This window comes from Roseococcus microcysteis (assembly GCF_014764365.1).
Classification (GTDB): domain Bacteria; phylum Pseudomonadota; class Alphaproteobacteria; order Acetobacterales; family Acetobacteraceae; genus Roseococcus; species Roseococcus microcysteis.
Window position 1 is genome coordinate 3,583,502 of the sequence record NZ_CP061718.1, and the last position, 12,064, is coordinate 3,595,565.

A 12,064-nucleotide genomic window follows, 5' to 3' on the forward strand; every position below is an offset into this window, starting at 1 on the left:
GCCGCGATGACATAGGGGGCGAGCTGGTGCGGATCGGGGATCTTCACCGGCGGCGCGTCACGCCGCGACGGCGCGGCGCCCACGCCCGGGGCGGGTCATCATGGCGCGCAGCAGCTGCTTGAAGGCTGCCGGGTCCATGTCGGGGAAGCGGGCCAGCACCTGCGCCTCGTGCTGGCGGGCGGCCACCAGAAGGTCCTGCACCAGGGCCTGGCCGCGTTCCGTGGCCTCGATGCGGACCACGCGACGGTCCCGCGCATCGGGCAGGCGCTGGACGAGGCCATCGCGCACCATCCGGTCGAGCAGCTTGGTCATGGTGGGCTGTTGCAGCAGGCAGGCCTCGGCCAGGCCCGTCACGGTCTCGGGGGTGCTGCCCGAGAGGGTGGCCAGCACCCGCCACACCGGCACCGAGACACCGGCGCGGCGCAGCGTGGCATGGAACTCCGCCGAAAGAGTGTGCGAGGCACGGGCCAGCAGATACAGCAGGTAATCGTCAACGAATCGCGAATTCGTGCGCCCGTCCATGGAGTGATCCTGATTCCGGATGATGTTCATGCCGCACACTGACAAGTATATTCACGGGCACGCAATTAAGGAGAACTACGCATATCCGGCCAGGCGGTCGGCTCAGGGCAGACGTTGGGCGACCCGCCGCTGCTCATAGGCGCGGGCATGCAGCGCCGCCGCGGCGTGCCAATGGGCCTCCACCCCGGCACGGTGGGCGGCCTCCAGCAGGAAGCCCAGGATGTGCTCGCCCTCGGTGCGGTGGCCACCCTCGATGTCGCGCAGCAGGGAGGTGGCGTAGGCGCTGGCGGGATCCGCGAAAAGCTGGCCGTATTCAGCCATGAAGGCCGCCGGCATGGGGTGGCCGTGATGCGCGGCGATGGCGGCGTTGCGCGCCAGCACCTCGGCCAGGAAGGGCGCGCCGCCCGCGCGCACCACCTCGCCCACATTGGCGCGCATCAGCACGGTGCCGATGGCCGCGCTGCCCAGATGCACCAGCTTCTCCCACATGCGCTGGCCGATATCGGGCACGGCCTGGGCCACCATGCCGCGGGCGGGGGCGAAGGCGGCGGCGATGGCCGCCACGCGGCTCGACATCTCTCCACTCTGCTCGCCAAAAGTCAGCCAGCGCCAGTCGTTCAGGTGCCGCACCACGCCCTCGGGCGAGAGCGTCGCCTGGATCTTGCACAGGCCGCCCAGCACCCGCTCCGCGCCGAAGGCGTGACCAAGTGTCTCCACATGCGACAAACCATTGAGCACGGGCAGGATGGCGGTGCGCCCATCCACCGCCGGGCGGATGGCGGCCATGGCCTCGTCCAGGTCATAGGCCTTGCAGGCCAGCAGGATCACGTCCCAGCCCGGCCCCAGCGCCTCGGCCGTCACGGTGTTCACCTGTAGCCGGGCCTCGCCGAAGGGGCTTTCGATGCGCAGCCCGTGCGCGGCGAGTTGCGCCGCGCGGCGCGGACGCACCAGGAAGGTGACGTCGCCGCCGGCCTCGGCCAGCCGGCCCCCGAAGTAACCCCCCAGCGCGCCGGCCCCGAGCACGAGCAACCGCATGGTCTTTTCCCCCTGATCTGTCGCAACATCGGCGTTACACCCGCATGCCATGTTACAGGAGCCATGCGCAAAGCCCTCCCCCTGCTGATCCTCGCCGCTGCCCTCATGGGGGGCGGCTATCTCTATGGAGGCCAGGCGCTGGCCACCCTCGGCTGGGGCACGGGCGAATCCGCCGGGCCACGCCTGCGCGCCGCCCAGGTGGACCGCGGGCCCATCACCGCCATCGTCTCGGCCACCGGCACGGTGAACCCCGTGGTCTCGGTCATCGTGGGCAGCCAGCTCTCGGGCCAGGTGCGCCAGGTGGAGGGCGACTTCAACCAGCGCGTGACGGCGGGGCAGCTTCTCGCGCGGCTCGACACGCAGCAGCTGGAGGCCACGCGCGCGGCGGCGGCGGCGGAACTCAGCTCCGCCCAGGCGGCGGTGGCTGTCGCCGAAACCTCCGCCCAGCGCGCCGATGCCGAGGCCCTGCGCGCCGCCGCGCAGCTCGCCTCCGCCCGCGCCAACATCACCCGTGTGGCGGCCCAGGCGCAGGATGCCGAGTTCGAGGCCCAGCGCACCGAGCAACTGCGCCGCAGCGGCGTGGGCGCGGTGCGTGACGCCACGCGCGCGGGTTTCACCGTGGACGGCGCACGCGCCCAGCTGGCCGCCGCCGAGGCCGACGCCGCCCAGGCCGAGGCGCAGCTCGCCGCCGCCCAGGCCGCGGCGCGCACGGCCCATGCCCAGGTCACCGCCGCGCAGGCCACGCTCGCGCAGCGCACGGCGCAGCTGCGGCAGGTGGATGTGAGCCTCTCCTTCGCCGTGATCCGCAGCCCCATTGACGGCATCATCGTCTCGCGCAGCGTGGATCTCGGGCAGACGGTGGCGGCCTCCCTGCAGGCGCCCACCCTCTTCACCATCGCGGCGAACCTGGATGAGATGGAGGTCTGGGCGACGGTGGACGAGGCCGATATCGGCCGCATCCAGCCAGGCCAGAACGTGACCTTCACCGTCGCCGCGCACCCGCAGGTGAATCTGCGTGGCCGGGTGAAGGACATTCGCCTCAGCCCCACCACGGTGAACAACGTGGTCACCTACACGGTGGTGGTGACGGCGGCGAACCCCGAGGGCCGCATGCTGCCCGGCATGACCGCCACGCTGCGCATCGTGACCGACGCCAGGCCCGAGGCGCTGCGCGTGCCCAATGCCGCCCTGCGCTGGCGCCCGCCGGGTGCCGCCGGTGCCACCGCCGCGCCCGCCAACCCCATGGAGGCCGCGCTGCGCGAGATGGAGGACGTGACGCCCGCCCAGCGCCAGGCCATCGAGGCCGCGCAGGCCGAGTTCCGCGCCGCCATGGACGCGCTGCCCGCCGACGCCGAGGCGCGGCGCCGCGGCGCCCAGGCGGCCCGCCAGCGCCTGCAGGCGGCGCTGACGGCCAGCCTCACGCCCGATCAGCGCGCGCGCCTCGCTTCCGCGCGCGGCCAGCGCGGCGCCGCCGCCGGCACCGTGCATGTGCTGGAGGCGAATGGGACCACGCGCGCCATCTCCCTCCGCACGGGCCTGACCGATGGCCAGATGACGGAGGTGGTGGGCGGGGCACTGGAGGAAGGCATGCAGGTGGTGGTCGGTACCGAGCGGGCCGGCGCCCCGCGCGCGCCAATCGGGAGGGGGCTGTTTTGAACGCGCCCCTGATCGAGACGCATGACCTCACGCGCCACTACCCCTCGGGCGAGGGCGTGGTGGCGGCGCTGGACGGCGTGGACGTCACCATCCAGCCCGGCGAGTTCGTGGCGGCGATGGGCCCCTCGGGCTCGGGCAAGTCCACCTTCCTGAACCTGATCGGCTGCCTGGACACGCCCACGCGCGGCAGCTACCGCCTGGCGGGCGAGGATGTGGCGCATCTCTCCACCGAGGCGCTGGCGGCCCTTCGCGGCGAGCGCATCGGCTTCGTCTTCCAGTCCTTCCATCTGCTGCCGCGCCTCGATGCGCTGTCCAATGTGGCGATGCCCATGCTCTATCGCGGTGTGCCGCGCGCGGTGCGGGAGAAGCGCGCGGCCGAGGCCCTGGCGCGGGTGGGCCTCGCGGGGCGGATGCGGCACCGGCCCAACCAGCTCTCGGGCGGGCAGCAGCAGCGCGTCGCCATCGCGCGCGCTTTGGTGAACGGCCCCGAATTGCTGCTGGCGGACGAACCCACGGGCGCGCTGGACAGCCGCACGGGCATCGAGATCATGGCGCTGTTCCAGGCGCTGAACGCGGCCGGCGTCGCGGTGCTCTGCGTGACCCATGACGCGAGTGTCGCGGCCTATGCGGCGCGCACCTTGCGCTTCAAGGATGGCAAGATGGTCGAGGACAGGCGCCACACGCCGGTGGATGCGGCCGCGCTGCTGAGGGCGGCCGCGTGAACGCGCCGCATCTGGCCCCCGTGGCACCGCCCGCGGTCAGCGCGCTGGCACCCCTGCCGCGCGGGCGGGGCGGGCTGTCCTTCACCGAGGCGCTGTCGGCCGCGCTGGGCGCGCTGAACGCGAACAAGCTGCGCGCGGCGCTGACGGCGCTGGGCATCTTCATCGGCGTGGCCGCCGTGATGGTGACGGTGGCGGTGGGGGCGGGGGCGCGCCAGCAGGTGCTGTCGCAGATCCAGTCGTTGGGGGCGAACCTCCTGCTGGTCTGGGGCGGCAATGTGCGGATGGGCGGCGTCTCGCTCGGCGCCGGGCAACGCGCGAACATGAGCTGGGACGACGCCCAGGCCATTCCGCGCGAAATCTATGCCGTGCAGGTGGCCGCCGGCGCCATCCGCCAGCAGCAGCAGATCGTGGCGGGCAACCAGAACTGGGCCACCACGGTCACGGCCACGGACCCGGACTGGTTCGTGGCGCATGACTGGACCCTGGCGGAAGGCCGCTTCTTCACCGTCGAGGAGAACATGTCCGGCCGCAAGGTCGTGCTGCTGGGCGCCACCGTGGCCGAGGCGCTGTTCGGCGAGGAAAACCCGGTGGGACGCGAGGTCCGCATCGGCGCGACACCCTTCGAGGTGATCGGCGTGCTGGGCCGCAAGGGCCAGAACCCGCAGGGCCAGGACCAGGACGACGCGGTGGTCATGCCCTACTGGACCGCGCGGCGCAGCGTCATGGGGTCCTCGCGTGCCTTCGCCCGCGCCGTCAGCACCATCAGCGTGAAGGTGCATGAGGGCGAGGACATGGCCCTGGTGGAGGAGGAGCTTCGCGCCCTGTTCCGCCAGCGCCACCGCGTCGCGGCCAATGAGCCGGACACGGTGCAGATCAGGAACCTCAGCGAGATCGCGGCCACGCGCGACGCGTCGGCGCGGACGCTGTCGCTGCTTTTGGCTTCGGTGGCGGCGGTGTCGCTGCTGGTGGGCGGTATCGGGGTGATGAACATCATGCTGGTGAGCGTCACCGAACGCACGAAGGAGATCGGATTGCGCCTCGCCGTGGGCGCCAGGCCCGCCGACATATTGAAGCAGTTCCTGCTGGAGGCGGTGCTGCTGGCACTCATCGGCGGTGCGGCGGGCGTGGCCGCGGGCTTCGCCCTGGCGCATCTGCTGGGCGGGCTCGCGGGCTGGCCCGTGCTGGTGCAGTGGGATGCGGTGGCGCTGGCCGTCGCGGTCTCGGGGCTGACGGGGCTGTTCTTCGGCTATTGGCCGGCGCGGCGCGCGGCGCGGCTCGACCCGATCGCCGCACTCCGGGCGGAGTGACATCGGCGCCCGGGGGCGGCACCATGGCCGCCTCCGGAGGATCAGCCATGGCCAAGAAAGTCATCATCACCTGCGCCGTCACGGGGGCCATCCACACCCCCTCCATGTCGCCGCATCTGCCCATCACGCCGGCGGAAATCGCCGCGCATTCCATCGCGGCGGCGGAGGCCGGCGCCTCCATCATCCATCTGCACGCCCGTGACCCGAATGACGGGCGGCCCTCGCCGGACCCCAAGCTGTTCATGCAGTTCCTGCCCGTCATCAAGCAGTCCACCGATGCCGTGATCAACATCACGACCGGCGGCGGCCTCGGCATGACCATTGACGAGCGGCTGGCCGCACCCCTGCTGGCCAGCCCCGAGATGTGCAGCCTCAACATGGGCTCGATGAACTTCAACATCGCGCCCAGCGCGGCGCGGGTGAAGTCCTTCAAGCATGAGTGGGAGCGGCCCTATCTGGAAGGCACGACCGACTTCATCTTCCGCAACACCTTCCGCGACATCGAGCAGATCGTGGAGCGGCTGGGCAAGGGCCACGGCACGCGCTTCGAGTTCGAGTGCTATGACGTCGGCCACCTCTACAACCTGGCGCACATGCTGGACCGCGGCGTGGTGGAGGGGCCGCTCTTCGTCCAGACCATCTTCGGCATCCTGGGCGGCATCGGCGCCGAGCACCGAAACCTGATGTTCATGCGCGAGACGGCGGACCGTCTCTTCGGCGACCAGTATGTGTGGTCCGTGCTGGCGGCGGGGCGGCACCAGATGGGCTTCACCACCATGGCCGGTATCCTGGGCGGCAATGTGCGCGTGGGGTTGGAGGATTCGCTGTGGATCGGCCCCGGCAAGCAGGCCACGTCCAATGCCGAGCAGGTGGCGAAGATCCGCCGCATCCTGGAGGATGTGGGCATGGAGATCGCCTCGCCGGACGAGGCGCGGCAGATGCTGAAGCTGAAGGGCGGCGACCGCGTCGCCTTCTGACAAGGGCAACCACCGCCCCCGGCCGGGAAGGGGCGGTGGCGCTTTCCCCCGCGCCGCCCGCAACGAGGAGGCGGCGTTGGCCGGGCGGCACGGGGGCGCGCGGTCAGGCGGTCAGCGCATGGCCGCCACGTCGATCAGCACGGCGCCGCCCAGATTGCCGATGGGCCCGAGCGTCGTGACCGCGCCCGTTGTCAGGTTCAGCTCGTGCAGCGCGCCGTCGGCCACCACGAAGCCGCGATTGCCGCCCTGGCCATCCGCCAGAATGTCGAAGCCGGCAGCGGGGGGCAGGCTGGTGGACAGCGCCGCGCGCGGCGACTGCACGCCGTCATTGGGCGGGCTCTGCAGGTTCAACTGGCCCAGCAGCGTGTCGATCGTCAGCAGTTCCGTGGTGGTCGCGCCGGCCACGCTGTTGGTGTAGGCGCCCGCCGTCACGCGCGGCATGGTCCCCGCCAGGTCCGGGCGCGTGTATTTCAGCGAGCCGTCCACGATGGTGGCGCCAGTGTCCACATTGATGCGCAGGCTGGTGCCGTTCACGCCCAGCACGCGCAGCCGGTCCGGCACCGGGTTGAAGTCCACCACCGCGCGGCCGCCGCTTTCGAAGGGCACGGACAGACGGGCGACGGGGGTGGCGCGGCCCGTGGCGGGATCCAGCGTCACGATCTGCCCGCCGGCGGTCAGGCCGTAGAGCATGCCGTTGGCGGGGCGCTGGTCGATGCCCACCAGCGGGCCCTCGGCGCCGGTCACGCGGACGGGGGCGCTGGCGCGGCGGGTCTCGGCGTCAATGCGGACCAGCTGGTTCTCGGCGGTCAGCGCGACCAGGGTCTGGGCGCTGGCGGCGCCGGCCAGGTTGGCGCCGAACAGCGCGGCACCGGCCAGCAAAGCGAGGCGAAGGCGGGAGGTCGTCATGCTTGTGCTCCGTCTTGCAGGTGGGACGGGAAGCGCCCCACTGCCCGCGTTACGGAGCGGCCGCGCGGCCAGATGCAGCGCCGCGCGATTTTTTCGGATCAGCTTCCCGCCGCCGCCTGGAGCCGCCCGATGAACAGGATGGGCCCGGTGGGCCGGCCGATGGGCGACCCGCCGGGCGGCTCCAGCGTGATCTCGATCAGCATGCCGGGCTCCGGGCGGACGGTGCGCGGGGTCACCACCATACGCCCGCCCTCCGGCACCAGGCCGAGCGAGGTCGGCGCCGTCGCCCCCTGCGGCAGGGCCCAGAGTTCCATCACCCGGTCCGGCGCCACGGGGGGCAGGTTCAACGCGGCCAGGCGCAGCTCACCCCGCGCCGATTCGACCAGCCAGGCCGGCTGGTCCTGGCTGGTCAGCAGCACCGTCATCAGCGCGGGCTCGGGGGCGGGGCGCAGCAGCAGCACCGCCGCCAGCCCGGCCGCGACCGCGCTGGCGCCCATGCCGAAGGCGGGCCAGGGGAAGCGCCAGCGGCGAATCGTAGGCGCAGGGTCCAGGCCTTCGGCGATGCGCGCCCAGAGGCCGGGCGGCGGCGCCTCGGGCGGCGCCAGGGATTGCAGGGGGGCGAGCCGCGCTTCCCACTCCGCGACGGCGGCGGCCAGGTCACGGTCGGTCTCCATCAGCGCGCGCACGCGGGCGGCCTCGCGCGCATCCAGCGTGCCCAGGACGTATTCGCCGGCGAGGGCGTCGCGTTCCTCCGGCGTCATGCCAGGCACTCCCTGAGCGCCAGCAGCCCGCGCCGGATCCAGGCCTTCACCGTGCCGAGCGGCGTGCCCAGCCGCGCCGAGATCTGCGGGTGGGAGAGGCCATGGACGAAGGCCAGCAGGATGCCGTCGCGGTTCTTGGGTTCCAGCCCGTCCAGGCAGGCGCGCAGCCGCGCCCCCTCGGCCGAGGCGGCCAGCGCCTCATATTGTTCGGGCGGCACGGGGGCGTCGCCCAGCAGCGCGTCCTCGCTGGGCAATTCGCGGCCACGGCGGCGGGCGATGTCCAGCGCGGCATGCCGCACCACCGCGCCCAGCCAATGCTCCGGCGCGCCGCGTGCCGGGTCGAACTGGTCCGCGCGCCGGGCGATGTTGAGGAAGGCGTCATGCAGCGCATCGGCCGCCGCGTCGCGGTCGCGCAGTATGGCCATGGCGATGCCGAAGAGCCGCACCGAATGGGCCTCGTAGAGGGCGCGCAGCGCGGCGCGGTCGCCGCGCGCGACGCGCGCCAGCAGGGCCTCGCTCACGGAATGAGGCGTTGCAGGCGGCCCAGCCAGTCGCGCAGGTCGAATCCGGGCGGTTCGGGCGGGGGGGCGGTGCCGGCAGGCTGGCGGCGGCGCAGCGCCTCGGTGGCCTCGCGCGTGCGGGAGAGCGGCAGTTCCGTGGGCTCGGTGCCGGCGCTGGTGTTGCTGCCGAGGCCGGACATCCGCACCAAAGCGCGGCGGGCGGTCAGCAATTCGGCCGCCGCGCGCTCGGCCTCGCCGCGGCGGGGGGTGCAGATCAGGTTCCGCCCCTCCAGCCCGCAGGGCAGTTCCAGCATGGTGTGGCTGTCGAAGCGCAGCTGGGCGGTGCCCGTGAAGGCCAGTACGCCGCGCATGGCGCTGTCGAAGGAGAGGTCCCGCGCGGTGACGGCCGGCACCAGCATGCCCTGGCGGTCCATGATTTCCAGCGTGAGGCCGGGGCCGACCGCCGAACGCTCCACCGGCTCCGCATGGCGCAGGATGCAGGTGGTGCGGTCCGTCATCCGGTCGGTGACGCAGGCGAGGCGCCATGGCCCCACCTCCTCGGCGGCGGGCTGGCCCCAGGCGGCGGGGCTGGCGAGGAGCAGGGGCAGCAGGGCAAGAAACCGGAAGCGCATCGTGGCATTGTATCACAGACAAGGAGGGCGATGGCATGACCCCATTGCGGCTGCGGGATGGAACCGCGTTTCCCCGGCTCGGCCAGGGCACCTGGCGCATGGGCGAGGACGGCGCCCGCCGCAAGGAGGAGGTGGCGGCGCTGCGGGCGGGCCTCGACCTCGGCCTCACCCTGGTGGACACCGCCGAGATGTATGGCGAGGGCGGGGCCGAGAAGGTCGTGGCGGAGGCCATCGCGGGCCGGCGCGAGGAGGTGTTCCTCGTCTCCAAGGTCTATCCGCACAATGCCTCCCGCCGCGGGTTGCCGCAGGCGCTGGAGCGCAGCCTGAAGCGCCTCAAGGTGGAGCGGCTGGACCTCTATCTGCTGCATTGGCGCGGCGCGGTGCCGCTCGACGAGACGGTGGAGGCGATGGAGCGCGCGCGCGAGGCCGGCAAGATCGCGCGCTGGGGCGTGTCGAACCTGGATGTGGAGGATCTGCTGGAGCTGGAGGCCGCGCTGCCCGATTGCGCCACCGACCAGGTGCTGCTGAACCTGGAGCATCGCGGCCCGGAATTCGACCTGCTGCCCTTCTGCGCCACGCAGGAAATGCCGGTGATGGCCTATTCGCCGGTGGGGCAGGGGGGTGCGCTTCTGCGCCACCCGGCCCTTGTGAAGCTCGCCGCCGCGCGCGGTGCCACGCCGGGGCAGATGGCGCTGGCCTGGACGCTGTCGCTTCCGGGCGTGGTCAGCATTCCCAAGGCCAGCAGCCTCGCCCATGTGCGGGAGAATGCGGCGGCGGGGGAAATTGTGCTGACCCCCGAGGAACTGGCCGCGCTGGACGCGGCCTTCCCGCCGCCGCGCCGCAAGCAGGAACTGGCCATGCTGTAGCGTCTGATCGCCTCTGGTGGATCACCAAAGGCGTGAATCAGCCGCTCGGCAATGACCACAGCGTGATCAACGAATGGTGATCACGCTGTAGCCTGTTACCGGAAGATCGGCATGGCATCGTCATCGGAGGGTGGCGCGGGCGGCGGCACGTCAATGGTGACGGTCGCCGGGTCCACCCCCGTTCCGCCCTGGATCAGGAAGGTGACGGCCTCGGGCCAGATCATCACGATGGCCACCAGAAGCAATTGCAGGCAGATCCAGGGAATGGCGCCGCGGTAGATCGCCTGGGTCGCCACGAATTTCGGCGCGATGGAGCGGATGTAGAACAGCGCGAAGCCGAAGGGCGGCGTCATGAAGCTGCTTTGCAGGTTGATGCACAGCAGCACCCCGAACCACACCAGGTCGATGTCGAGCTTGGTGGCCACCGGCGCCAGCAGCGGCACCACGATGAAGGCGATCTCGAAGAAGTCGAGGAAGAAACCCAGCACGAAGACGAAGGCGTTGACGAAGAGCAGGAAGCCGATCTGCCCGCCCGGCAGATTGGCCAGCAGCCCCTCCACCCAATGCGAGCCGTCCACGCCCTGGAACACCAGGCTGAACACCGTGGCGCCGATCAGGATGTAGATGACCATGGCGGTGATGCGCATGGCGTTGCCCATGGCCTCGCGCAGCAGCTTCCAGCTGAAGCGGCCGTTCAGGATGGCGAGAGCCACCGCCCCTGCCGTGCCCATGGCGCCCGCCTCCGTGGGCGTGGCCAGCCCCAGCAGGATGGTGCCCAGCACCAGGAACAGCAGCAGCAGCGGCGGCACCATGCCGCGCAGCACCCGCAAGTAGAGCGGCCAGCCACGCGCCATCAGCGCCTCGGGCGGCAGGGCCGGCACGCGGTGCGGGGCCACGATCGCCACGCCCGCCACGAAGGCCAGGAACAGCAGGATCTGCAAAAGGGCGGGCCCGATGGCGCCCGCATACATGTCGCCCACCGAGCGGCCCAGCTGGTCGCTCAGCACGATCAGCACGAGCGAGGGCGGGATGAGCTGGGTGATGGTGCCCGAGGCCGCGACCACGCCCGTCGCCAGCCGCTGGTCATAGCCGTAGCGCAGCATGATGGGCAGCGCGATGACGCCCATGGCCAGCACGCTGGCCGCCACCGTGCCCGTCACCGCGCCCAGCAGCGCGCCCACGAGCACCACGGCGAAGGCGAGCCCGCCGGGAATCTTGCCGAAGAGCTGCGCCGTGCTTTCCAGCAATTCCTCGGCCAGGCCGCAGCGCTCCAGGATGGCGCCCATCAGGGTGAAGAAGGGAATGGCCAGCAGCAGGTCATTGGACAGGATGCCGAAGACCCGCGGCGGCAAATTGCCCAGATAGGCCGGGGTGAAGAAGCCCAGCTCGATGAAGAACAGGCCGAAGCCCAGCCCCACCGCGCAGAGGCTGAAGGCCACCGGGAAGCCCAGCAGAAGAAAGACGACCAGCCCCGCGAACATCAGGGGCGGCATGATCTCGACGCTCATAGGGGGCGGGGCCTCACTGCTCGGGGCGTTCGTAGCCGGTGGCGACCTCGGCGGGCTGGATGTCCCCGCGCAGCAGGGCCACGCGCTTCACCAGCTCCGACAGGCCTTGCAGGGCCAGCAGGGCGAAGCCCAGCGGCATCAGCAGCTTGACCGGCCAGCGCACCAGCCCGCCCGGGGCGGGCGACATCTCATGGCGCATCCAGCTGTCCAGGAAGAAGGGCCAGGTCATCCAGGCCAGCAGGAAGATGGCGGGCAGCATGAAGAACAGCAGGCCGAAGACATCCACCCACAGCCGCCCCCGCTCGCCCAGCATGGCGTACAGGATGTCCACCCGCACATGCTGGTTGCGCTGCAGGGTGTAGCTGGCGCCCAGCATCACCACGCCGGCGAAGAGATACCATTGCACCTCCAGCCAGCCATTGTGGGAGAAGTTGAAGCCATAGCGCAGCACGGCGTTGGTGGCGCTGATGGCGCAGGCCAGCAGGATGCACCAGTCGGCCAGGCGGCCGCAGCGCTCATTCACCCAATCCACCCCCCGGCTGAAGCCGAGCAGCACCCACATGACCTGATCCCTCCGCGCGGACAGCAGCGCGTTAAACAAAAGAGGCGGCTTGTCCAGCCTCGCCTTGGGCGCCGTGGTGGATAGAATGAAGGAATGATGGGGCGACTCGG

13 protein-coding genes are annotated in these 12,064 nt (G+C 71.5%); 5 read left to right on the top strand and 8 right to left on the bottom strand.

What is annotated here, in order from left to right; translation table 11 throughout:
- Window positions 1-57: 57 nt before the first annotated feature.
- A complete protein-coding gene (locus ICW72_RS17275) occupies window positions 58-522 on the bottom strand; it encodes a MarR family winged helix-turn-helix transcriptional regulator (protein ID WP_184385073.1) in 465 nt (154 codons plus the stop codon).
- 102 nt (window positions 523-624) lie between these two features.
- Window positions 625-1,557 carry a 2-dehydropantoate 2-reductase gene (locus tag ICW72_RS17280; RefSeq protein ID WP_191083839.1) on the bottom strand — a complete coding sequence of 311 codons (933 nt, stop codon included), beginning with the start codon at window positions 1,555-1,557 and terminating at the stop codon, window positions 625-627.
- A gap of 63 nt (window positions 1,558-1,620) precedes the next feature.
- Here ICW72_RS17280 and ICW72_RS17285 point away from each other — a divergent pair, with 63 nt between their 5' ends.
- The 4 genes from ICW72_RS17285 to ICW72_RS17300 are packed head-to-tail and all read left to right on the top strand — an operon-like array spanning window position 1,621 to window position 6,219.
- Window positions 1,621-3,213, top strand: coding sequence for an efflux RND transporter periplasmic adaptor subunit (locus ICW72_RS17285; RefSeq protein WP_191083840.1), 1,593 nt, complete (start codon window positions 1,621-1,623; stop codon window positions 3,211-3,213).
- The gene (locus ICW72_RS17290; RefSeq protein WP_223880654.1) at window positions 3,210-3,935 is read left to right on the top strand and encodes an ABC transporter ATP-binding protein; all 726 of its coding nucleotides are present in this window, start codon (window positions 3,210-3,212) and stop codon (window positions 3,933-3,935) included. The genes ICW72_RS17285 and ICW72_RS17290 overlap by 4 nt, the downstream gene beginning before the upstream one ends.
- 20 nt (window positions 3,936-3,955) lie before the next feature.
- Entirely contained in the window at window positions 3,956-5,242 is a 1,287-nt protein-coding gene (locus ICW72_RS17295) for an ABC transporter permease (protein WP_223880655.1), read from the top strand.
- A gap of 47 nt (window positions 5,243-5,289) precedes the next feature.
- Entirely contained in the window at window positions 5,290-6,219 is a 930-nt protein-coding gene (locus ICW72_RS17300) for a BKACE family enzyme (protein ID WP_191083841.1), read from the top strand.
- A 111-nt stretch (window positions 6,220-6,330) separates the two neighbouring features.
- Here the strand turns inward: ICW72_RS17300 and ICW72_RS17305 are convergent, their stop codons facing one another.
- The 4 genes from ICW72_RS17305 to ICW72_RS17320 all read right to left on the bottom strand — a co-directional run bounded on the left by ICW72_RS17305 (window position 6,331) and on the right by ICW72_RS17320 (window position 9,018).
- Entirely contained in the window at window positions 6,331-7,125 is a 795-nt protein-coding gene (locus ICW72_RS17305) for a DUF4394 domain-containing protein (RefSeq protein WP_191083842.1), read from the bottom strand.
- Window positions 7,126-7,223: 98 nt separating this feature from the next.
- On the bottom strand, window positions 7,224-7,886 hold the full coding sequence (locus ICW72_RS17310) for an anti-sigma factor (RefSeq protein ID WP_191083843.1): 663 nt from the start codon (window positions 7,884-7,886) through the stop codon (window positions 7,224-7,226).
- Complete coding sequence (locus ICW72_RS17315; protein ID WP_223880656.1) at window positions 7,883-8,407, bottom strand: sigma-70 family RNA polymerase sigma factor; 525 nt, start codon at window positions 8,405-8,407, stop codon at window positions 7,883-7,885. The genes ICW72_RS17310 and ICW72_RS17315 overlap by 4 nt, the downstream gene beginning before the upstream one ends.
- Complete coding sequence (locus ICW72_RS17320) at window positions 8,404-9,018, bottom strand: hypothetical protein (RefSeq protein WP_191083844.1); 615 nt, start codon at window positions 9,016-9,018, stop codon at window positions 8,404-8,406. Before ICW72_RS17320 ends, ICW72_RS17315 begins: the two co-directional genes overlap by 4 nt.
- Window positions 9,019-9,053: 35 nt before the next feature.
- Between ICW72_RS17320 and ICW72_RS17325 the strand changes: the two genes are divergently transcribed.
- The gene (locus ICW72_RS17325; protein WP_191083845.1) at window positions 9,054-9,884 is read left to right on the top strand and encodes an aldo/keto reductase; all 831 of its coding nucleotides are present in this window, start codon (window positions 9,054-9,056) and stop codon (window positions 9,882-9,884) included.
- A gap of 95 nt (window positions 9,885-9,979) precedes the next feature.
- Here the strand turns inward: ICW72_RS17325 and ICW72_RS17330 are convergent, their stop codons facing one another.
- Window positions 9,980-11,377: a TRAP transporter large permease gene (locus ICW72_RS17330; RefSeq protein ID WP_223880657.1), complete on the bottom strand. Its 1,398-nt coding sequence runs from the start codon at window positions 11,375-11,377 to the stop codon at window positions 9,980-9,982.
- 28 nt (window positions 11,378-11,405) lie between these two features.
- Window positions 11,406-11,954, bottom strand: a complete 549-nt coding sequence (locus ICW72_RS17335) for a TRAP transporter small permease subunit (RefSeq protein WP_191083847.1) — start codon at window positions 11,952-11,954, stop codon at window positions 11,406-11,408.
- Window positions 11,955-12,064: the final 110 nt, after the last annotated feature.